This window comes from Halopiger thermotolerans, from assembly GCF_054654555.1.
Window position 1 is genome coordinate 309,525 of record NZ_BAAIEU010000003.1, and the last position, 21,648, is coordinate 331,172.

Annotated in this window: 15 protein-coding genes; 8 read left to right on the forward strand and 7 right to left on the reverse strand. The window is 67.0% G+C overall.

The features are described from left to right. Nucleotides 1–139: 139 nt before the first annotated feature. Entirely contained in the window at nucleotides 140–1,825 is a 1,686-nt protein-coding gene (locus tag ACYQ26_RS06690; RefSeq protein ID WP_459808092.1) for an aldehyde ferredoxin oxidoreductase family protein, read from the reverse strand. Between the two features lie 318 nt (nucleotides 1,826–2,143). Between ACYQ26_RS06690 and ACYQ26_RS06695 the strand changes: the two genes are divergently transcribed. The 6 genes from ACYQ26_RS06695 (at nucleotide 2,144) to ACYQ26_RS06720 (ending at nucleotide 9,705) form a co-directional block, all read left to right on the forward strand. Beyond that, nucleotides 2,144–3,526 (forward strand): aspartate aminotransferase family protein, encoded by a 1,383-nt coding sequence (locus ACYQ26_RS06695; RefSeq protein ID WP_459808093.1) that lies wholly within the window; start codon nucleotides 2,144–2,146, stop codon nucleotides 3,524–3,526. 13 nt (nucleotides 3,527–3,539) lie between these two features. Next, nucleotides 3,540–3,929, forward strand: coding sequence for a Rid family detoxifying hydrolase (locus ACYQ26_RS06700; RefSeq protein ID WP_459808094.1), 390 nt, complete (start codon nucleotides 3,540–3,542; stop codon nucleotides 3,927–3,929). Nucleotides 3,930–4,108: 179 nt separating this feature from the next. After that, the gene (locus tag ACYQ26_RS06705; protein WP_459808095.1) at nucleotides 4,109–5,389 is read left to right on the forward strand and encodes an amidohydrolase; all 1,281 of its coding nucleotides are present in this window, start codon (nucleotides 4,109–4,111) and stop codon (nucleotides 5,387–5,389) included. 106 nt (nucleotides 5,390–5,495) lie between these two features. After that, on the forward strand, nucleotides 5,496–6,143 hold the full coding sequence (locus ACYQ26_RS06710; protein ID WP_459808096.1) for a DUF8102 family protein: 648 nt from the start codon (nucleotides 5,496–5,498) through the stop codon (nucleotides 6,141–6,143). A gap of 398 nt (nucleotides 6,144–6,541) precedes the next feature. Further along, on the forward strand, nucleotides 6,542–8,206 hold the full coding sequence (locus ACYQ26_RS06715) for a BCCT family transporter (RefSeq protein WP_459808097.1): 1,665 nt from the start codon (nucleotides 6,542–6,544) through the stop codon (nucleotides 8,204–8,206). Nucleotides 8,207–8,334: 128 nt separating this feature from the next. Next, a complete protein-coding gene (locus tag ACYQ26_RS06720) occupies nucleotides 8,335–9,705 on the forward strand; it encodes an aminotransferase class III-fold pyridoxal phosphate-dependent enzyme (protein WP_459808098.1) in 1,371 nt (456 codons plus the stop codon). Between the two features lie 215 nt (nucleotides 9,706–9,920). Here the strand turns inward: ACYQ26_RS06720 and ACYQ26_RS06725 are convergent, their stop codons facing one another. From ACYQ26_RS06725 to ACYQ26_RS06735, 3 genes are all read right to left on the reverse strand, one after another. Then, entirely contained in the window at nucleotides 9,921–10,499 is a 579-nt protein-coding gene (locus ACYQ26_RS06725; RefSeq protein ID WP_459808099.1) for a FixH family protein, read from the reverse strand. Between the two features lie 113 nt (nucleotides 10,500–10,612). After that, a complete protein-coding gene (gene ilvA, locus ACYQ26_RS06730; protein ID WP_459808100.1) occupies nucleotides 10,613–11,845 on the reverse strand; it encodes a threonine ammonia-lyase in 1,233 nt (410 codons plus the stop codon). Further along, a complete protein-coding gene (locus ACYQ26_RS06735; RefSeq protein ID WP_459808101.1) occupies nucleotides 11,842–13,152 on the reverse strand; it encodes an amidohydrolase in 1,311 nt (436 codons plus the stop codon). Before ACYQ26_RS06735 ends, ilvA begins: the two co-directional genes overlap by 4 nt. A 123-nt stretch (nucleotides 13,153–13,275) precedes the next feature. On the opposite strand from ACYQ26_RS06735, the gene ACYQ26_RS06740 reads away from it, so the two are divergent. After that, entirely contained in the window at nucleotides 13,276–14,253 is a 978-nt protein-coding gene (locus ACYQ26_RS06740; protein WP_459808102.1) for an NAD(P)-dependent oxidoreductase, read from the forward strand. A 9-nt stretch (nucleotides 14,254–14,262) separates the two neighbouring features. Continuing rightward, nucleotides 14,263–17,463, forward strand: a complete 3,201-nt coding sequence (locus ACYQ26_RS06745) for an FAD-binding and (Fe-S)-binding domain-containing protein (protein WP_459808103.1) — start codon at nucleotides 14,263–14,265, stop codon at nucleotides 17,461–17,463. Nucleotides 17,464–17,729: 266 nt separating this feature from the next. Here the strand turns inward: ACYQ26_RS06745 and ACYQ26_RS06750 are convergent, their stop codons facing one another. The 3 genes from ACYQ26_RS06750 to ACYQ26_RS06760 form a co-directional block, all read right to left on the reverse strand. After that, nucleotides 17,730–18,416 (reverse strand): haloacid dehalogenase type II, encoded by a 687-nt coding sequence (locus tag ACYQ26_RS06750; RefSeq protein ID WP_459808104.1) that lies wholly within the window; start codon nucleotides 18,414–18,416, stop codon nucleotides 17,730–17,732. Nucleotides 18,417–18,502: 86 nt separating this feature from the next. Next, nucleotides 18,503–19,798 carry a glutamate dehydrogenase GdhB gene (gene gdhB / locus ACYQ26_RS06755; RefSeq protein WP_459808105.1) on the reverse strand — a complete coding sequence of 432 codons (1,296 nt, stop codon included), beginning with the start codon at nucleotides 19,796–19,798 and terminating at the stop codon, nucleotides 18,503–18,505. A 50-nt stretch (nucleotides 19,799–19,848) separates the two neighbouring features. Continuing rightward, nucleotides 19,849–21,027 carry a M24 family metallopeptidase gene (locus ACYQ26_RS06760; protein ID WP_459808106.1) on the reverse strand — a complete coding sequence of 393 codons (1,179 nt, stop codon included), beginning with the start codon at nucleotides 21,025–21,027 and terminating at the stop codon, nucleotides 19,849–19,851. Nucleotides 21,028–21,648 lie beyond the last annotated feature (621 nt).

A 21,648-nucleotide genomic window follows, 5' to 3' on the forward strand; every position in this document is an offset into this window, starting at 1 on the left:
ACGACCGAGTCCGTGTCCGCTTGAGAGGACGAACTCATTCGCGCTCACTAGCAGCACGTCTCAGCAGTTCCGGGAGACGAACGCCCGTGCAACCGCGTTCTGCCCACCCTGGTCGCACGCGAAGCGGCTGCCGGTAGCGTCACGCGTCGACGCCGGTTGCGACGTCGGCGTAGGGGACCGCGTCGTCGGGAACGACCCCGTCCTCCCAGCCGCGGACGTCGTAGTACTCCTCGAGCGCCGCCTCGAAATCGGGGATGTCGTAGGGGAGGTCGTCGTCGGCGGCGTCGAAGCCGCGCTGGTTGTTGAAGTGGCGTTCGAGGGTGACGATCCGATCGCCGACCGCCAGCAGCTCCTCGAAGTCGGCGCCGAACAGGGCCTCGTAGCGCTCGGGGCTCATGTAATCCCGCGAGAACTTACAGACGACGCCGGAGTCGTTGAGCGCCATCTGGTTCTCGCGCTTCGCGAGTCGCTCCGCCTTGCCGACGGTCCCCGTCGGCTCGAGGGCGTCCTCCTCGGGGACGAGCGGGTACTCGACGGAGTAGAAGACCGAGTACATGTGGTCGGCGCCCCGATTCGCGACGGCGTAGGACAGCCCCTGTCCGTGGAGGACGCGCCCCTCGTGGGCGGCGAAGTCCATCCCCTTGACCGTCCAGTTCTCGACGCCGAGCTCGTCGTGAGCGCGGTCGATCCCCTCCGCGAGCGTGTCCCCGATCCCCTCGCGGTGAGCGATCTTCTCGACGAGGTCGTGGATCAGGTCGACGTCGCCGAACGCGTCCTCAGCAGCGAGGTAGGCCGCGACCGTGTTGCCGGCCGAAATCGCGTCGAGCCCGTACCTGTCGCACAGCTCGTTGGATTTCATCACCTCGACGATGTCGTCGACGCCGGAGTTGGAGCCGAACGCCATCGCGACCTCGAACTCGGGGCCTTCCGTTTCGACGCCCCGCTCTTCGTCTCTGGTCGGGAGTTTGCAGGCGAACGCGCAGGCCGAGCAGGTCCCCTTCTTGTACTTCTTCTCCTCGACGGCGGCGCCGTTGATCCCCTCGACGCCCTCGAACTGCCGCTCGGAGAAGTAGTAGGAGGGGAGTCCCTCCATCTCGTTGGCCAGATCCATCACCGCGACCGTCCCCTGGCGCTTCATGATGTGGTCGTCGGTCGCCGCCTCGCGGTGGATCTCGTTCTGCGCCGCCGGAATCTCGATCTCGGGGGCCGAATCGCCGCCGAAGGTGACCGCCTTGACGTTCTTCGAGCCGAGCACCGCGCCGAGGCCGCCTCGGCCGAACGCGCGCTCCTCGGAGGTCATGATCGACGCGAACCGCACGGTCCGCTCGCCGGCCGGCCCGATGACGGCGGTCTGGTCCGCCGAGATTCCGCGTTCGTCCTCGAGATAGGCCGTCGTCTCGGGGACCGTCGCGTCCTCGAGTTCCGGAACGGGTTCGAACTCGACGCCGTCGTCGCGGACGTGGACGACGAGCAGGTCGTCGCTCGCGCCGACGAGTTCGACGGCGCCGTAGCCGGTATCGGCGAAGTTTCGGGACATGAAGCCGCCGGCGTTGCTCGAGAGGAGGCCGTCGGTCAGCGGCGAGACGCCGGTGCAGTTCATCCGGCCGGTGAAACTCATCCGCGAGGCCTGCATCGGCCCGGTGGTGAAGTAGAGTCGATTTGCCGGGGCGAGCGGATCGACGTCGAACGGGATGCGCTCGTGCGCGAGTCGCGTGCCGACGCCGCGCCCGCCGATGTACTCCCGATGGATCGATTCGATGTCCTCCTCCGTCGTCGTCTTCGACCCCACGTCGATCGTCAGCAGCGGTCCGCGACTGTGTAGCATACGTCATTGTTCCCGAGGCAGGTATTAGATGTTACCCATCCGGTTGCTCGAGGGATAATAGATAATATATCCGTCATGGTTCGGATAGAATTTCTTTCAGTCCAAATCCGCTTCGCTGTAAATGCAGTAGATAGTGGGGATTAAATCCGGATTTCCTATTCTGAAGTCCGGGATGAAACCACTATACTATTGGAAACATATAGTTGTAATTATTATATTTGTTATTCATATCGCCGCCGTTCTGTAACCGGTATCTGTAGATGGCCTGCATGGATTGTGTGGACAAATTATTAATATCTGTTTCACCTGGGGTGATGTATGACGGCTGGACCGCCGATCGACGACCTTCACTTCGAGGATGCACCGAACGTCGACTCCGTTCCCGGACCGAAGACCCGATCGCTGCTCGAGAAACAGGAGCGAATCGACAGCAGCGCGGTCGCGTATCCGAACGACATTCCGATCGCGTTCGAGGAGGGGAAGGGCGCGACGGTGCGCGACGCGGACGGGAACACGTACATCGACCTCTTCGCGGGGATCGGCGTGCTCAACGTCGGCCACGCGAACCCGTACGTGCTCGAGGCCGTCCACGAGCAGGCCGACAAGTTCGTCCACACCGTCGACTTCCCGACCGAGGCGCGACTCGAGCTGATCGAGAAGCTAGACGAGATCGCTCCCGACGGCCTGCAGGGCAACAACCGCGTCGTGTTCGGCGGGCCGACGGGCAGCGACGCGATCGAGGCCTCGATCAAGCTGGCCAAGTACAACACCGGCGGCGACGGGCTCATCGCGTTCCGCGGCGCCTACCACGGCGCGACGACCGGCGCGATGAGCGTCACGTCGAACAAGAAGTTCAAGGGCCACTACACGCCGCTGCTCTCGGACGTCGTTCACGCGCCGTATCCCCACCCGTTCCGCCAGGACAAGACGCCCCAGGAGGCGGTCGATCACGCCCTCGAGGAGGTCCAGGCGATCGTCGAGGATCCCTACGGCGGGCTGGCCAACCCCGCGGGGATCATCGTCGAGCCGATTCAGGGCGAAGGCGGGATCGTCACGCCGCCGGAAGGATTCCTGCAGGGGCTGCGCGACATCGCGGACGACAACGACGTCGTGCTCGTCTTCGACGAGATCCAGAGCGGGCTCGGCCGGACCGGCCAGTGGTGGGCCAGCGACTGGGCGGGCGTCACGCCCGACGCGATGACCTCCGCGAAGGCGCTGGGCGGCGTCGGCTTCCCGCTCTCGGCGACGATGTACAGGGAGGAACTCGACACGTGGGGCTCGGGCGACCACGCCGGCACCTACCGCGGCCACGTCGTCGGCATGCGCGCCGGCACCCGCGCCATCGAGTACATTCAGGAGCACGACCTGCTCGCCCACGCCCGCGACCTCGGCGAGTACATCCGGGACCGCCTTCGCGAGGCCGCCGACGGGACGGAGCGGCTGGCCGACATCCGCGGGAAGGGGCTGTTCATCGGCGCCGAGTTCGTCGACGCGGACGGCCAACCCGACGGCGATGTCGTCGACGAGATCCAGCAGTACTGCTTCGAGCACGGCGTCCTCGTCTGGACGGCCGGCCGCCACGGCAACGTGCTCCGGTTCCTTCCGCCGCTCGTGCTCACCCACGACCTGGCCGAGACGGCGCTGGACGTCGTCGTCGAGGCGATCGAACACGCGACGGCCGAGGCGAAACGGACGGCCTAAGATTCGAGGACCGATGGCAGACACCACCCCTATCGAAACCGACGGCGCACCGAGCAACGACAACCCCTACTCCCAGGGCGTCCGCGCCGGAGACACCCTCTACGTCTCCGGCTACGGTCCCGTCGATCCCGAGACCGGCGAGACCGTCGAGGGCGACATCGAAGCCCAGACCGAGCGCGTCCTCGAGAACGTCGCCGCGGTGGTCGACGAAGCCGGCGGCGACGGCCTCGCTGACGTCGTCAAGGTCACGGTCTACCTGACCGACCTCGAGGACTACGAACGGGTCAACGAGGCCTACGGCGAACGGTTCGGCGAGGAGCCGCCGGCCCGCGTCTGCGTCGAGGTGTCGCGGCTGCCCGAGGACGTTCGCGTCGAGATGGACGCGACGGCGTATCTGGGCTAGGCCGTCCGAGCGTCGCTCCGGGGGTCGCCGGCGCCGTTCGCCGCCGATCGAGCGGCTCCGTACCCTCGGCGGACGCGACCGGCTCCGAACCGACTCGCGGATTTTACACCGAACCTGCGTAATCCGAATACGATTATTGACTATCGTTAAGTAGGTCCCGCCGCTAGTAATGGGAAACGATGGCATACGAAGTGCGAAACAGGTTGCGCGAACTCCGCCGGGCGTTTCACCGGCATCCCGAACCCGGGTGGCGGGAGTTCAAGACGACGGCCCGCGTCGTCGACGAACTCGAGCGGCTCGGCGTCGACGAGATCGCCGTCGGTCGGGAGGCGCTGGCGACCGACGCGCGGATGGCCGTTCCGGACGACGACGAACTCGAATCCTGGCGCCAGCGGGCCCGGGAGGCCGGCGTTCGCGAGGACGTCCTCGAACGAACCGCCGGGGGCCACACCGGCGTCGTCGGCGTCCTCGAGCAGGGGGACGGGCCGACCGTCGGGCTCCGGGTCGACCTCGACGCGATCTCGATGGCGGAGTCGTCGGCCGACGATCACCGACCCACCGCCGAGGGGTTCCGCTCGGAACACGACGGGTACATGCACGCCTGCGGTCACGACGCCCACATCGCGATGGCGCTCGGGACGATCGAGGCCGTGCAGGACAGCGACTTCTCGGGGACGCTGAAGGTGTTCTTCCAGCCGGCCGAGGAGATCTCCGGCGGCGGAAAGGCGATGGCCGAGGGCGGCTACCTCGACGACGTCGACTACCTGCTCGCCGTGCACGTCGGCCTCGATCACCCGACCGGCGAGGTCGTCGCCGGCGTCGAGAAGCCGCTGGCGATGGCCCACCTGACGGCGACGTTCGAGGGGGCCAGCGCTCACGCCGGGAAGGCGCCAAACGAGGGGGGCAACGCCATGCAGGCGGCGGCGACGGCGATCCAGAACGCCTACGGCATCCCCCGCCACAGCGACGGGATGACCCGGGTCAACGTGGGGTACATCGAGGGCGGAACCGCGAGCAACGTCATCGCCGAGGAGATCACCGTCGAGGCCGAGGTCCGCGGCGAGACGACCGGCCTCATGGAGTACATGCGGACGGAACTCGAGCGGGTCTGCTACGCCGCGGCGGAGATGCACGACTGCGACGTCACCCCGCGGGTCATCAGCGAGTCGCCGCGGGCGGACAGCCACCCCGCGTTGCGCGACCTCGTGGCGGACGTCGCCCGCGGGGTCGACGGCGTCGACCGGGTCGTTCCGACGACGGAGTTCGGCGTCAGCGAGGACGTCACCTACCTGATGGACCGCGTGCAGGACGGCGGCGGCCTCGCATCCTACGTCCTCGTCGGGACCGATCACCCGACGAACCACCACACGCCGACGTTCGACGTCGACGAGGAGAGTCTCCAGATCGGCACGTCGGTGCTGGCGGAGACCGCGATCGAACTCTCGCAACGGCCGGTTTGAGCGCCGGGTCGACTCTCCGCCGCGCCACACCGTCACGCAAACCGTCGAGCTTGCTGTCGACTCGTGAACAGAACTGTTAATTCTCGAGAGGCATTGCGTGGTACGTATGGGACAAGACGACGTACCGGAGTCGCTGCGGACCGCGGCGGATTCGGATCGACCGCGGGGGATCCTCACGCCGTCCGATCGCGATTTCCTGCTCGGTCGGAAGACCGATTACACAGATCACTCGAAGAAGCAGAAGCGCAACCGCATCCGGCGGCGAGTTCGCAACGCGATTCTCGATTTCAGCATTCTGTTCGAGTACATGGAGGAGCGCGATCGCGAGACGGTGTTCGATCCCGACGACGACGATCGCGACGCCTACACGCAGGGAATCACCGACATGCTTGCCTTCCTCCACCTCGGAACGATGGGCTATCACACGCCGTTCAAGGACATGCTCTCGGAGGGCGTCGGCAAGGCCGAACAGCGCCTCGCCGGGTCGAACTACCGGATGGTCAACGTCGAGTTCAACGTGGAACCGGTCGGCCAGATCGACGTTGACGAGGTCATCGAGAAACTGGAAAACGAGGAGTTCGCCCAGCTCACCGACGAGGAACTCCGCGCGTTCGTTCGCCTGCTGACGATGTCCGACGCGTTCTCGCCCGAAGCGACCCGCGAGGAGATCAAAGACCGGGTCGACGAGTTCTCCGAGCGGGTCGCCGAGAGCGCCGCGGCTCGCGACGAGAACCTCGAGGAGCTGACGAACTGACGGCCCGACGGGCCGTCGTCTTCGGATTTCGTTTTCGATCGTCGTCCCGTCGATCGCGGCGCCGCGCTCGGTTCCGATCGTTCGCCGCGTCGGCTTCTCGTATTATCGATTACTGACCTCCAGATTCTTCTGAAGCAGTTGCCGACATCTCCCACATAATGTAGTATCTCTCCCGAAATGGACATCGATTCACGATCTCGACCGCCGTACTGTTTCGAATATCGCGATGTTTCTAGCGAACGTACGGTACACGCTATTCGTATATTGGCATCGATAGTGAGAAACACTTATTGTATACGCCGTCAATGGTCACGGTATGCCATCGCACGGCAGGGAGGACGGCAGGTGGAGGCATCGCCAGTCAGCGATCCGTCGCTCGAGCCGGGAGGTGAGACCGGATGAGTGACGCGGAGAAGGGAGCGATCGATACGTTCCTCGAGGAGATCGATCCGATCGTCTTCGCGTTCGGCGCGCTGTTGACCGTGGGCGTGATCGTGGCGTTTTTCGTCAGCCCGAGCACGGTCGAGAACGGGATCTCGTCGCTGAACGATTCGCTGCTGGGCGCGTTCAACTGGGCGCTGCTGTTGATCGTGTTCCTGATCGTCGTGTTCCTGCTGTTCCTGATCGTCGGGCCGTGGGGCTCGATCAGGCTCGGCGACGAGTCGCCGGAGTACAGCTTCCTGTCGTTTTTCGCGATGCTGTACTCGGCCGGGTTCGCGGCGGGCGTCGTGTTCTGGGGGCCGACCGAGGCGCTGTTCTACTACGACAGCCCCTCGCCGCTGTTCGACGTCCAGGGCGGGACGGCCGAAGCGATCCCGATCGCGATCCAGCAGACGCTGTTCCACTGGGCGCTGCCCCAGCTCGCGGTGTTTACGATCATGGGAATCGCGATCGGCTACTTCGCGTACAACTACGAGGCGGTCCCGCTGCGGGTCTCCTCGGCGTTGACGCCGATCCTCGGGAAGGAGAACCTCGACGGCCCGGCGGCCAAAGTCGTCGACATCCTCGCCGTCTTCGCGACGATTGGCGGCGTGGCGACCTCGCTGGGATTCATCGGGAGCCAGTTCGTCACCGGACTGGAGTACCAGTGGGGGATCAGTATGGGCAACATCGGCATTTTGCTGGTCGTGACGATGATGACGCTGCTGTTTACGACCTCCATGGTGCTGGGGGTCGACAAGGGGATCCGCCGACTCTCGAACTTCAACATGGTGCTGTTCGTGGTCCTCATGCTGGCGACGTTCATCGTCGGGCCGACGCTGTTCCTCCTGCTCGTGGGCACGCAGGCCTTCGGCGGCATGCTCACCAACTTCGTCGACATGAGCCTCTTCACCGGCGCCGGGGCCTTCGGCGGGGGCAATCCGGAGGCCACGAACTGGATGAACGCCTGGACCGTCTTCTACTGGGCGTGGGCGCTCTCGTGGTCCCCCTTCGCGGGCCTGTTCATCGCCCGCATCTCCAAGGGTCGGACCGTCCGCGAGGTCGCGTTCACCGGAATCGTCGCGACGTCGGCGGCCACCATCCCGTGGTTCACCTTTATCGGCGGCACCTCCGTCTGGGCCCACCACAACAACGTCGCTGACTTCAGCGCCGTCATCGCCGGCGAGGCCGGCGCGGAGGTCTCCGGCTTCATCCTCTTCGAGGCGTTCCCCCTGGGATCGGTCTTCATGCTGGCGTTCATGGTCCTCGTGACGACGTTCTTCGTCACGTCGGCCGACTCCTCGACGCTGGCCGTCTCCATGATGACGACCGGCGGGAAGGCCCGACCGTCGACCATCAACCGGATCTTCTGGGGCGTCGTCCTCGGCATGACCGCCGCGATCCTGATGATCCTCGGCGGGACGGGCAGCGCGAACACGCTCCAGCAGGCGGCGATCATCACCGGCACGCCCTTCGCCTTCGTCTGCTTCCTCGCGATGCTCTCTCTGATCAAGGACTTCGGCTCGCGGTACGGCCGCGTGCTCCTTCAGGACGAGACCGTCCTCGTCGGCTCGAGCGGCGCGTCGGAACCCGAATCGCCGCCCGCAGGTCCCGGCGGCCCCGTTGAGTCCGACGACGACTGAACCGCCTCGCCCGCCCCCTCGCCGGGCGAGAATCCGACTCGCCGCCACGTTCCACCGTTTTTCTGCAACGGACGACCCTTCGTTACTTCATAACAAGATTTAATGTACGGTGTACACATAAACTGTGTATGAACAGGGACACAGCCGAACCGAACGTGGACGCCTTCCCCGGCCCCAACGCACAGCGGTGGGTCGACTTTCACCAGTCGCACTCGGCACCGAGCGAGTACTCCCACGAATTCGTCTGGGACGTCACCCGCGAGGCCGACGGCCCGTTCGTGACCGACGTCGACGGCAACGTGTTGCTCGATTTCACCTGTCACATCGGCGCCGCGCCGCTCGGGTACAACAACGAGAAGATCACCGGGAAGCTCGAGGAGTTCGACCTCGTCGAACCGATGAAGATCGCCGGACAGGACATGTACTTCGGCGCCGGTCCGACGCCCGAGGAGTCGTCGGTTCCCGGCTCGAGCCACCTCATGGAGGCGCTCACCGAAGTCTCGAGCCAGTACGGGATGGACACGGTCTTCCTCTCGAACTCCGGCGCGGAGGCCATGGAGAACGCGATGAAGATCACCAACGACTACCGGGCGCCCGCGAAGTACGGCGTCGCCTTCGCCGGGAGCTTCCACGGTCGAACGCTCGGCACCCTCTCGATCACGAAGTCCAAGGAGGTCTACACCCGCCACTATCCGCAGATCAGCGGCGTCGAGACCGTGCCGTTCTGCGACGACAGGGGCTGCGACGGGCCCGGCGACACCTGCGACTGCGGGTTCTTCGCCGGCGAGGGCTCCCAGCTCCGATCGATGCTCGCGCCGGAGGGCGGCCACATCGATCCCGACGAGATCGCCTTCCTCACCCTCGAGCCGATCCAGGGCGTCGGCGGCTACCGGTTCCCCAGCGAGGCCTTCATGCAGGAGGTCGCCGACGTCACCGCGGAGTACGACATCCCGCTGGTCGTCGACGAGATCCAGTCGGGGATCGGCCGCACCGGCGAAATCTGGGCCTCGGACCACTATCCGATCGAACCCGACGTGATCTCCGCTGCAAAGGCGCTGCGCGTCGGTGCGACCATCTCCCGGTCGGAGGTCTTCCCCGACGAGAAGAACCGACTCGGCTCGACCTTCGGCGGCGGCGACATCCTCGGCGCGATGATGGGCACCTTCACCCTCGAGGCGATCCGGGAACACGACCTGCTCGAGAACGCGACCGAGCGCGGCCGGCAGGCCAAAGAACTCCTGCGCGACGATGCGCCCGACTACGTCGAGGACGTCCGCGGCAAGGGGCTGATGCTGGCCGTCGAGTTCGACACCGCGGAACGGCGCAACGCCGTCGTGAAAGAGTCCCTGAAGCGGGGCCTGTTGACGCTGGGCTGCGGGAAGAAGACCATCCGCCTGCTCCCGCCGCTTGACTCGAGCGAGCGCGAGATCGAACTCGGGGTCGGCATCTTCTGTGAGGCGATCGAAGCGGTCGGTGCGAGCGTCACGGTCGCCGACTAACGCCCGCCGGTTTTGCTCGTCGTTTCCCGCCGGCTCGAGGCGGGCGACGATCGCGTCGAAGACCCGGCGTAAACGAATACCGTTCTTGGAACCCGTTCCGGATCGACGCAATTCGGTCGAGCGGCTTTTCCCGCCGCTGCGAAACCGTCGCCCCGGAGCCCGCGGTGAAACGGTTGCTGTGATCGGTCCCTCCAGAGGACGCCTCGCCCCGCAGGTTACTGTCGCCGACGGACGAGGGTCGCGCCGGCGACGCCGACGAGACCGATTCCGACGGCGGCAACGCCTGCAGCGCCGAAGCCGGCTTCCGACAGCCGATTCGCGGACTGAGTTTCGCTATCGCCGTCCGCAGTCTGGGACCCGTTCGCCGGGTATTCGAGGTCGGCGCGATCGTGAACCTCCTTCTCGAAGTGGGTGTGGACCTCGGCGTCTTCGATGCTGCCCTCGAGGTGGACGACGTACGCCCCGGGTTCCGTGAAGACGACCGGTGCCTCGTACACGCCGTCTTCGCCGTGCTTTTCGCTGAGGGTGAGTTCGCCTCGGTCATGGCCCTCGATCTGGACGGCCGCGTTCAGCGAATCCGCCTGTCCCGTAACCGGCTCGCCGGTTTCGTTGTCGACGATCTCGAACTCCAGCCACATCCGCTCGCCGGTGATCAGCGGTTCCTCCGCTCCCCCGAACGTGATATCGTAGCCGTCGACGCTCTGGGTCTCGTGTGCGGCGACCGGACCGGCGGTGCCGGCCAGTAGCAGTCCGATCACTGCGAGTACGACCAACCGATTGCCGTGTGATACCATACGGCACTATTCGGCGGACGACCCAATGAACGGTCTGGTCCTTCTCTCGAAACACGGACGTAGCACCGCTCAGAATCGTAACCGGAGATTCGAGTCGCTCCCAGCGGGTGCGATCACGCGAGCGAGCGCTCGAGCACCGACACGCCCTCGAGCGCGTCCAGTTCCTCGAGCACGCCGTCGAGGTGGTCAGGGCCGCTCCCCTCGAGGCCGACGGTGACCGGTACTCGGTTCGGATCGTCGACCGCGGTGCGCCGGGCGCGCTCGAGGACGTCGAGTTCCGCGCCTTCGGCTTCCACGACGTCCGCGACGTCGCCGACGGTTCCCGGCCAGCCCGCGACGGCCAGTCGGGCCTCGACGTAGCGCTCGAGTTCGTGGAGGCCGGTTCGGGTCAGTTCGGCGTGCTCAGTGAGGTTGACGTTCCCGCCGGAGATCACGACGGCGACCCGTTCTCCCTCGAGATCCGTCTCGTCGGACAGGGCCGCCGCCAGCGGGGCCGCGCCGGCGCCCTCCGCCACCGTCTTCGCGCGCTCGGCCAGCAGCGCCACGGCGGTCGCGATCTCGCGGTCGCTGACGGCGACGACGTCGTCGACGACCTCGCAGGCGATCTCGAAGGTGGTCTCGAGCATTCGGGTGTCGGCGATCCCCTCCGCGACGGTGTCGACGTCCGTGAGTTCGCGGATCTCGCCCGCCTCGAGCGACGGTTTCGCGTGGGCCGCCCCCTCGGGTTGGACGCCGACGACGCGGATATCGGGATCGGACGCCTTCAGCACCGTTCCGATTCCCGAGATCAGCCCACCGCCGCCGATCGCGACGAGGACGGTATCGAGGTCGGGGGACTGCTCGAGCAACTCGAGCCCGATCGTTCCCTGGCCGGCCACGATCGCCTCGTCGTCGAACGGGTGAACGAACGTCTCGCCGGTCTCGGCGGCGCGCTCGGTGGCGTACTCGTAGGAGCGCTCGTAGATGTCGCCCTCGACCACGACCTCGGCGCCGTAGCCGCGGGTGGCCTCGATCTTCGCCGCGGGCGTGACCTCGGGGACGACGATCGTGGTCTCGATATCCAGCAACTGGCCGGCCAGCGCGACGCCCTGGGCGTGGTTGCCCGCGCTCGAGGAGATGACGCCCGCTTCGCGTTCCGCTGCGGAGAGCTGGCTCATTTTGTTGTACGCGCCGCGGATCTTGAACGAGCCCGTCCGCTGGACGTTCTCGAGTTTCAACCCCACGGAAGCCGCGCCGCTCAGCTCGGCGAAGGTCCGTGAGGTGTCCAGCGGCGTGCGGTGGACGACGTCGGCGATGCGCTCGCGGGCTGCTTCGACGTCCGCGAGGGTGACGCGGTCCGCGGTCATGTTTCGACGGCCGCGGACTCGCGCGCGACCGGATGGCGCCGCTCGAGTTCCCGGATCGTCTCCGCGAGCACCTCGACGCCGTGGGCGAGGCTGGCCTCGTCCACGTCGAACGTCGACGTGTGGTGGCTCGTCGGGTGATCGGTGCCGACGATGAGGTAGGTCGCGAGGCCGCCCTCCTCCTGCACGCGGTCCATCAGGAAGGTCGCGTCCTCGCTGGCGCCGAAGTCGGCCGACCGGACGACGCGGTCGACGCCGTCGACCCCGCTCGCGACGTCGCTCACGAGGGCCTGTAGCTCTGCGTCGCTGTCGGCCCGCGGGGATTCGCTGACGACGTCGAACTCGGCCCGACAGCCGTGCATGCGCGCGGCCGACTGCATCGTCCGCTCGAGGCGGTCTTTCATGTACTCCATCAGCTCGGTCGTCTCGCCGCGGGCCTCGGCCTTCATCTGCGCCCGCTCGGCGATGACGTTGCTCGTCGTCCCCGCTTCGGCGCGGCCGACGTTGACGCGGGTCATCCCGTCGCTGTGGCGGGGGATGCCGTAGGCGTTCTCGATCGCCGTCGCCATCGCGTGCATCGCGTTGTCGCCCTCGTTGGGCGCCTTCCCGGCGTGGGCCGAGGTCCCCTCGATCGTCACGTCGACGTGGCACATCGCCAGCGGCTTCTCGATGCCGGCGACGACCTCGCCGGTCGGGTGATCGAGGCCGACGTGGACGGCGAGCAGGTAGTCCAGGTCGGCGGCGAACTCGCTTTCGGCCATCGGATGCCCGCCGCCGCTTTCCTCCTCCGCGGGCTGGAAGAAAACCACGAGCCGGCCCGCGAAGTCGCTCTCCTTGATCGCCTCGAGGACGGCCAGCCCCCACGTCATGTGGGCGTCGTGGCCGCAGGCGTGCATCGTCCCGTCGATCTCCGAGCGGAACCCTTCGCTCGCGGGGGCGTGGTGGTCGTCGGTCGACTCCTCGATGAACAGCCCGTCGATGTCGACCCGGAGGCCGACCGCGGGACCGTCGCCCCGCTCGAGGACGGCGACGGCGCCGGTGTTGCCGCCGCTCATCCGCTCTAAGAGGGCCTCGTCCGCGCCGCGCTCGCGTGCGCGTTCGATCCACGGTTCGATCTCCTCGTCGTCGGGGACGGCCATCCGATCCGCGGGGTCGTAGGCGTCGGGGCCGACGGCCAGTTCGTCGACCCCGATAGCCCGGATCTCCTCGACGAGGCGCGCGGTCGTGTAGAACTCGCGCCACGCGGGTTCGGGGTGGCGGTGCAGGCTCCGTCGGAGGCTTCCAAGGCGGTCGCGTACGGGTGAGTCCATGCGAGTCACTGACGCGCCCCGGGGACTTAATTATACACAATCTGTGTTGACGACGACTACACAAAAAGGATAAGAGAACCCGTGACAACCGTAGGGGTAACGCGTCGCGAGACGCAGATCACCATGCACACGAATCCAGACGTCGTCGTCCTCCGCGAGGGGACGGAAGGGCTGTCGATGGAATCGTACGCGGAGACCCTCCGAGAGCGGTTGCCCGATCACACCGTCGCGCTCGCGCGTACGCCGAAGGAAGAACGCGAGCTCGTCCCGCAGGCGCGGGTCGTCACCGGGATCACGATCGACGAGGCGCTGCTCGAGGACGCGGACCGACTCGAGCTGTTCGCCTGCACGTTCGCCGGCACCGACCACGTCCCGATGGACGCGCTGGCCGAGCACGAGGTCGCCGTGACGAACGCGGGCGGGATCCACGCGCCCGGCATCGCCGAGCAGACGATCGCCAACATGCTCGTCTTCGCGCGGAACCTCCACGAGGGATGGCGGCGCAAGCAAAACGGTGAGTGGCGCCACTTCCAGTCCCACGAGTTCACCGACAGCACCGTCACGGTCGTCGGCCTCGGCTCCATCGGCCAGGCGGTCGTCCAGCGCCTCGAGGGGTTCGAGGTGGAGACGATCGGCATCCGGTACACCCCCGAGAAGGGCGGACCCACGGACGAGGTGCTCGGGTTCGACGAGGACGACATCCACGAGGCGTTTTCCCGCAGCGACTACGTCGTTCTCGCCTGTCCGCTGAACGATCTCACGCGCGGGCTCGTCGACGAGGACGCACTGGCCACGCTGCCGCCGAACGCCGTGCTCGTCAACGCGGCCCGCGGCGGCATCGTCGACACCGACGCACTCGTCGAGGCGCTGCAGTTCGAGGGGATCCGCGGGGCGGCGCTGGACGTCACCGATCCCGAACCGCTGCCCAACGACCACGAGCTCTGGGATCTCGAGAACTGTCTGCTCACGCCCCACACCGGCGGTCACACGCCGAAACACTGGGACCGGCTGGCCGACATCGTCGCGACCAACGTGGCCGCGCTGGAAGCCGACGAGGGCGAGGCGCTCGAGAACGTCGTCTACCGACCGGAGTCGAACTGACGAGTCACGATGGCTACGGAATACCCGGACTCGACGTCCGACCGCGGTGACCGGAGGTCGACGGCCGACCACGGTGATCGGACGTCGACGCCCGACGGGACCGACTTCGGTCCACCCGCCGATCCGCGGACCGACGATCCGGCGGCGGATCCGCGAGCCGACTACGACTACGTCGGCGGGGAGATCGACCGCCCCGACCTCGTCGCGGCGCTGCGCGAGCGCGTCGACGGCGAGGTCCGGTTCGACGACTACTCCCGGCAACTGTACGCGACCGACGCCAGCGCCTACGAGCAGACGCCCGTCGGCGTCGTCTTACCGCGGTCGACGGCCGACGTCGCGAGCGTCGTCGCCTACTGCGCCGACGAGGGAATCCCCGTGCTCCCCCGCGGCGGCGGCACCAGCCTCGCCGGCCAGGCGGTCAACGAGGCCGTCGTGCTCGATTTCACGGCGCACATGGGCGACGTGCTCGAGGTCGAGCCCGACGACCGGCGGGCGACCGTCGAGGCGGGCGCGGTGCTGGCCGACCTCAACGACGACCTCGAGCCTCACGGACTGAAGTTCGCGCCGGATCCCGCCGCCGGCGATCGCAGCACCGTCGGGGGCGCGATCGGCAACAACTCCACGGGCGCTCACTCCCTGCAGTACGGGAAAACCGACGCGTACGTCGAGGCCTGCGAGGTCGTCCTCGCCGACGGCTCCGTCGCGCACTTCGGCGAAGTGACCGTCCGCGAACTCCGCGAGCGAGCCGATCCGGACGGCGACCTCCTCGAGCGGATCTACGCGGCACTGGCCCGCGTCGTCGACGAGGAGTCCGAGGCGGTCGCCGACGCCTTCCCGCAGCTAAAGCGCAACGTCTCCGGTTACAACCTCGATCGGCTGGTCGCCGAAGCGTACGGTCAGCCGGACGCCTTCGACGAGAGCCGGGAGGGATCGATCGAGATCGACGGCGAGTCCGCGCCCGATCCCGACGCGACCGTCAACCTCGCCCGCGTCTTCGCCGGCAGCGAGGGCACCCTCGGCGTCGTCACGGAGGCGACGGTCTCGCTCGAGCCCGTCCCCGAGACGACGTCCGTGGCGCTGTTGACCTACCGCGACCTGCTCGAGGCGATGGCCGACGTCGACACCATCGTCCGGACCCACGATCCGGCCGCCGTCGAGGCGATCGACGACGTCCTGCTCGACCTCGCGCGGGAGACCGAGGAGTTCGCCGACCTCGTCGAACGCCTTCCCGAGGGCACCGAGACGGCGCTGCTCGTCGAGTTCTACGCCGAAGACGACGACCACGGGCGCGAGCAGGTCGCGGACCTGCTGGCCGATCGGCTACCTGAGAACGCCCATCAGGATCCCGATACCGTCAACGCCGACGGCGAAGCGCCGGTCCGAGCCTTCGACGCCCTCGAGGCCCACGACCCCGAGGGGATCGCCGAACTCTGGAAGCTCCGCAAGAGCGCGGCGCCCATTCTGCTCTCGCGAACGTCCGACGAGAAGCACATCTCGTTCATCGAGGACACCGCGGTCCCCACCGAGAACCTCGCGGACTACGTCGCCGACTTCCGCGAGGTGCTCGCGGATTACGACACGTTCGCGAGCTTCTACGCCCACGCCGGCCCGGGCTGTATGCACATGCGGCCGCTCGTGAACACGAAGACCGAGGCGGGACTTGAGGACTTCGAGTCGCTGGCCGACGACGTGACCGACCTCGTCGTCCGCTACGGCGGATCGGTCTCTGGCGAACACGGCGACGGCCGGGCCCGCACCCAGTGGAATCACAAACTCTACGGCGACGACGTCTGGGAGCTGTTCCGCGAACTGAAGACGGCCTTCGACCCCGACTGGCTCCTGAACCCGGGCACCGTCTGCGGCGATCACAGCATGACCGAGCACCTGCGGTTCGATCCCGGCTACGAGTTCGACCCGTCGCTCGAGCCGACCCTCGAGTGGGACACCGACAACGGCTTCCAGGGCATGGTCGAACTCTGCCACGGCTGCGCCGGCTGCCGCGGCGAGCAGGAGACCACCGGCGGCGTGATGTGTCCGACCTACCGCGCGGCCGAGGAGGAGGGGCTCAGCACCCGCGGCCGGGCGAACATGCTCCGGGCCGCGATGAGCGGCGACCTCGAGACCGACGCCACCGACGAGGAGTTCCTGGCGGAGGTGCTGGACCTCTGTATCGGCTGTAAAGGCTGCGCTCGGGACTGCCCGAGCGAGGTCGACATGGCGAAGCTCAAGGCCGAAGTCGAGCACGCGGCCCACCGGAAACACGGTGCGAGTCTCCGCGACCGACTGTTCGCGAACGTCGACCGACTGAACGCCGTCGGCGCCGCGCTCGCGCCGCTGTCGAACTGGGCCGCGTCGCTTCCCGGCGCCGACCTGCTCGCCGAGAAAGCCCTCGGCATCGCCCGCGAGCGCGACCTGCCGACCTTTGCGAGCGAGAGTTTCGAGGACTGGTTCGAATCCCGGGGCGGCTCCCGAATTCCGCTCGAGGAGGCCAACCGCAAGGTGCTGCTGTTCCCCGACACGTACACGAACTACAACCACCCGCGGGCCGGGAAGGCGGCCGTGCAGGTCCTCGAGACGGCCAGCGTGCACGTCCGGATTCCGGACGGCGTCGCGTCGACGGGCCGGCCGGCCCACTCGAAGGGCTTCCTCGACGTCTCCCGCAAACGGGCGCGGACGAACGTCGAGGCGCTGGCGCCGTTCGTCGAGGACGGCTGGGAGGTCGTCCTCGTCGAGCCCTCGGACGCCGTCATGTTCCAGTCGGACTATCTGGACTTACTCTCGGGACCCGACGTAGAACGGCTCGCCGCGAATACTTACGGCGTCTGCGAGTACCTCGACCGGTTCGACCTCGCCGCAGAGTTGCCGGCGGGCCGCCGCGACCTCGCAGAGACCCTGACCTACCACGGCCACTGCCACCAGAAGGCCACCAAGAAGGACGGCCACGCGGCGGCGGTCCTCGAGGCGGTCGGCTACGAGGTCGACGCCCTCGATTCGGGCTGTTGCGGGATGGCCGGCTCGTTCGGCTACGAGGCCGAACACTACTCGCTGAGCCGACGGATCGGCGAGATCCTGTTCGATCAGATCGACTCGAGCGACGGCGACCGGGTCGTCGCGCCCGGCGCGTCCTGCCGGACCCAGCTATCGGCGTACGACGGCTGCGACGATCCGCCGCATCCGATCGAAGCGGTTGCCGCCGCGCTCTCGCGGTAGCCTCGAGAGCGGCGTTTGGACGGCATCTCGTTTTTTGCACCGCGAACGATAGGTGGGGGGCTCGAGAGCATTCGGCTAACTTGGGTCGTACAGGTTCGTCGCCGTACCAAGCAGCCGACGCTACCGAACTGATAAATCGGTGGACAGAATCCGCGAGTACCCCTACCCGACCGTCCACCGTCTCTCCTGAGACGTGTGCTGTGTGGAGAATATACTTTGTGGTAACAAACCGGGGTCCGCCCGAGTAGTGGGGTCGTGCTACCGAGTCATGCTCCCTCGAGTTCGTCGGCGAGTTCGTGGAAGCTCTCGATCGTGAGGTCGGGTTCCGTCTCGTAGGGGCCCCACAGGGTGTCCTGTCGGTCGACCCAGACCCCCTGCATCCCGGCGTTGATCCCGCCCGGAACGTCCCACCAGCCCGCCGCGACGAACGCGATCTCCTCGATGGGCGTGCCGATACGATCGGCGGCGTGGCGATACAGTTCCGGCTCCGGCTTGAACTGGGAGATCTCGTCGGCGCTGATCGTCTCCTCGAGGAGGTCGCCGAGATCCCCGTGATCGACCATCGACTCGAGCATCTCCTCGTTCCCGTTCGAAACGACGTACAGCTCGTATCCGGCGTCGTGCAACCGCTCCAGGCCGGGACGGACGTCGTCGAACAGCGGGAGCTCGTGGTACGTCGAGAGGAGCGCCTCGCGCTCGTCGTCGTCGACGTCGGCGCCGACCGTCTCGAGGGCGTACCGAAGCGCGTGGCGATTCATCTCGTAGAACGAATCGTACTCGTCGATCGCGTTGCCGACCATCGCGTACGCCAGCGAGCGCTCTCGCCACAGCTTCGAGACGAGTTCGGGCTCGTCGACGTACTCCGAGAGCGGCTCCGTGACGGCCGTCACGTCGACGAGCGTCCCGTAGGAGTCGAACGCGAGCGTCTCGACGGCATCGGGATCGAAGGACATTACGCGGTATTCCCACGCGGTCGCGGAAAAAACTACGCCCGCGTCCGGCTTTCGGTCGCTCGTCACGGCCGCGGCCCCGCTGACCGCTACGGCCAGAGCCCGCGGGTCGCTTTCGCCTCGGCGATCCGAGAGAGCGCGACCACGTAGGCGGCGTCGCGCCACGTCAGATCCTTCGCGTCGACCTGTTCGCGGACGTCTTCCCAGGCCGCGAGCATCTTCGTCTCGAGCTCCTCGTTGACCCGCTCGAGCGACCACTGGCGGCGGTTGATGTCCTGGAGCCACTCGAAGTAGCTCACCGTGACGCCGCCGGCGTTCGCGAGGATGTCGGGGATCACCGCGACGTCGCGCTCCTCGAGGATGGCGTCGGCGGCGAAGGTCGTTGGGCCGTTGGCCCCTTCGACGACGATATCGGCCTCGATCGCGTCGGCGTTGTCGGCGGTGATGACGTTGCCCACGGCCGCCGGAATCAGCACGTCGACGTCGAGTTCGAGAATCTCCTCGTTGGTGAGCGTCTCGGGGGCGTCGTGCTCGAGGACGGCCTCCGGTTTCTCCTCGTGGGTCGGGATCGCGCGGGTGTCGAGCCCGTCGGGGTCGTAGACCGCGCCGTTGACGTCGCTCACCGCGACGACGGTCGCGCCCCAGTCGTCGAGCAGGCGCGCCGCGTTGGCGCCGACGCTGCCGAACCCCTGGACGGCGACGGTCGTCTCGGCGAGGTCGCGGCCGTCGTACTCGATCGCCTCGCGGGCGATGATGGCGGTCGAGCGGCCGGGCGCCTCCTCGCGGCCGTAGGAGCCGCCGACGACGGGCGGTTTGCCGGTGACGACGCCGGGGATCGTCTCGCCCTGTTGCATCGAGTAGGCGTCCATGAACCAGGCCATCGTCTGAGCGTCGGTGCCCATGTCGGGCGCGGGGACGTCCTGTTTCGGGCCGACGACGTCGCGGATCTCCTCGGCGAACCGGCGGGTGAGCCGCTCGGTCTCAGCCTCGGAGAGGGATTTCGGATCGACGGCGATGCCGCCCTTCCCGCCGCCGAAGGGGATGTCCATCACGGCGCACTTCCAGGTCATCCACATCGAGAGGCCGATACACTCCTCGGCGGTAACCCCCGGATGGTACCGCAGCCCGCCCTTGTAGGGGCCGCGAACGTCGTCGTGTTGCGCCCGGTAGCCGGTGAACACCTCGACGGAGCCGTCGTCTCGCTCGAGGGGTACCGATACCTGCTGGACCTTCGTCGGGTGCTTCAACCGCTCGACGACGCCGGCGTCGACGTCGATGTGCGCCGCTGCGCGCTCGAGTTGTCGGCGCGCGGTGATCAGCGCCGAGTCCGGTTCGTCGTCCGCCGATTCGGTGTCGGCCGCCTGCGTCGGTGGTGTCGTGGTCATGTGGTGGGTCGGAGGGTCGAAAGTACGGTGAAGGTCGGATATCGAGTCGATTACGTCGTGAACAGCCGTCGCGGGAAGTCAGCCAGCGTCTCGGCGCCGCCGCCGGTGACGCGGAACGTCTCGCTGATCTCCATGCCGATCTCGTCGGTCCAGATGCCGGGGATCATGTGGAACGTCATGTCCTCCTCGAGGACGGTCTCGTCGCCCGGCCGGATGCTCGCGGTGTGCTCGCCCCAGTCCGGCGGGTAGCCCAGACCCATCGAGTAGCCGATCCGGTCCTCCTTCTCGAGGCCGTACTGGGCGATGGTCTCGCGCCAGGCCTCCTCGACGGCCTCGCAGGTGACGCCCGGCTCGACGGCGTCGAGCGCGGCCTCGATCCCCTCGACGACGATGTCCGCGGTCTCCTGCAGTTCTGCAGGCGGGTCGCCGACGAACGTCGTCCGGGCCAGCGGCGAGTGGTAGCGGTGCCGGCAGCCCGAGAGTTCGATGATGACCGGGTCGCCCTCCTCGAACTCGCGGTCGGTCCAGGTCAGGTGCGGCGTCCCCGTGTGATCGCCCGAGGGCATCAGCGGCACGATCGAGGGGTAGTCGCCGCCGTACTCCTCGGTGCCTCTGACGAGTTGCTCGTAGATCGCGGCCGCCGCCTCGTACTCCGGCACCCCGGCCTCGATCGCGTCGAGGCCCGCCTGCATGGCGTTCTCGGAGATGCGCGCGGCCTCGCGCATGTACTCGAGTTCCTGCTCGGACTTCTTGATCCGGACCCAGCCGACCAGCAGCGTCGCGTCCTCGAAATCGGCCTCCGGGAGGTTCTCCTGCAGCCGCGTGTAGGACTTGGCGGTGAAGTACGACGCGTCCATCTCGAGGCCGATCCGGCCGTCCGCGACCTCGAGTTCCTCGAGGACGCCCGCGACGTAGTCCATCGGGTGGAGGTCGTACGGGGAGTGGACGTGGTCGTCGCTGTACGACCGGATGCTATCCTCGTCGAGGACGGTCGTCGCCCGCGCGCCGTTCGCGTCCATCTCGCGGCCGACCCAGACGGGCTCGTCGCGGTCGGCGGTGACGATCACCGCCTGGTGGACGTAGAACGACCAGCCGTCGTACCCGGTGAGGTAGTTCATGTTGGCCGGGTCGGCGACCACGATCGCGTCGAGGTTCTCCTCGCGCAACCGCTCTTTCGTCCGGTCGACCCGGCGTTCGTATTCGCTCTCGTCGAAAACGTTGCGAGACATGGTGGCGGACTCTGTGGTGAGAATCATTTACCATCATTAAAAGTTTTTCGTGTACTATGGTTACAGATACTGTTTACAAACTCGGACGAAGCCGACGGTCCCGACGAAGGGTCCGGTCGGTCCCGAAGTGAAACACTGTTAGAAACGAGTAGGGTGCGTACACCGCCAAACCGATACCGGAGGCCGAACGCGACCGATTCGCGAAGCGCAGCTACTATCTGTTCCTCGCCTATCGACGACGTTCGTTACGAGATCCGGTGCTGAACGATCGCTTCCGAACCGCACTCGGGACAGCCGTCGGCAGTCTCGTCGACGGTGGTTCCGCAGCGCCGACACTCGTACACGATTTCGTGCGGAGTCAGCAGGGACAGCAGCCGGTCCATTCCGTTACACAGCATCCGAGAGGATCACTCCGGGGTCACGACGGCGATATTCTGAGAACACGGCGTGTACGTCGCTCCAGTTTCCGGCTCGCGCTCGAGGATCAGCATCCGGAGGTATCTCCTCGACGTGGCGACTCAGGGACGGACCAAGAGATGGCGAAGGTACGGGACGCATGAATCGTTGAAGGTGGTGTGGAGGGAGCGCGTGACTGCGATAGGCCGATGGTGGTTCGGTGTG

What these genes read in the sequence shown, in the direction of transcription:
- ACYQ26_RS06690 (WP_459808092.1), bottom strand. Translation starts at nt 1,825, where the DNA reads ATGCTACACAGTCGCGGACCGCTGCTGACGATCGACGTGGGGTCGAAG.
- ACYQ26_RS06695 (WP_459808093.1), top strand. Translation starts at nt 2,144, where the DNA reads ATGACGGCTGGACCGCCGATCGACGACCTTCACTTCGAGGATGCACCG.
- ACYQ26_RS06700 (WP_459808094.1), top strand. Translation starts at nt 3,540, where the DNA reads ATGGCAGACACCACCCCTATCGAAACCGACGGCGCACCGAGCAACGAC.
- ACYQ26_RS06705 (WP_459808095.1), top strand. Translation starts at nt 4,109, where the DNA reads ATGGCATACGAAGTGCGAAACAGGTTGCGCGAACTCCGCCGGGCGTTT.
- ACYQ26_RS06710 (WP_459808096.1), top strand. Translation starts at nt 5,496, where the DNA reads ATGGGACAAGACGACGTACCGGAGTCGCTGCGGACCGCGGCGGATTCG.
- ACYQ26_RS06715 (WP_459808097.1), top strand. Translation starts at nt 6,542, where the DNA reads ATGAGTGACGCGGAGAAGGGAGCGATCGATACGTTCCTCGAGGAGATC.
- ACYQ26_RS06720 (WP_459808098.1), top strand. Translation starts at nt 8,335, where the DNA reads ATGAACAGGGACACAGCCGAACCGAACGTGGACGCCTTCCCCGGCCCC.
- ACYQ26_RS06725 (WP_459808099.1), bottom strand. Translation starts at nt 10,499, where the DNA reads ATGGTATCACACGGCAATCGGTTGGTCGTACTCGCAGTGATCGGACTG.
- ilvA (WP_459808100.1), bottom strand. Translation starts at nt 11,845, where the DNA reads ATGACCGCGGACCGCGTCACCCTCGCGGACGTCGAAGCAGCCCGCGAG.
- ACYQ26_RS06735 (WP_459808101.1), bottom strand. Translation starts at nt 13,152, where the DNA reads ATGGACTCACCCGTACGCGACCGCCTTGGAAGCCTCCGACGGAGCCTG.
- ACYQ26_RS06740 (WP_459808102.1), top strand. Translation starts at nt 13,276, where the DNA reads ATGCACACGAATCCAGACGTCGTCGTCCTCCGCGAGGGGACGGAAGGG.
- ACYQ26_RS06745 (WP_459808103.1), top strand. Translation starts at nt 14,263, where the DNA reads ATGGCTACGGAATACCCGGACTCGACGTCCGACCGCGGTGACCGGAGG.
- ACYQ26_RS06750 (WP_459808104.1), bottom strand. Translation starts at nt 18,416, where the DNA reads ATGTCCTTCGATCCCGATGCCGTCGAGACGCTCGCGTTCGACTCCTAC.
- gdhB (WP_459808105.1), bottom strand. Translation starts at nt 19,798, where the DNA reads ATGACCACGACACCACCGACGCAGGCGGCCGACACCGAATCGGCGGAC.
- ACYQ26_RS06760 (WP_459808106.1), bottom strand. Translation starts at nt 21,027, where the DNA reads ATGTCTCGCAACGTTTTCGACGAGAGCGAATACGAACGCCGGGTCGAC.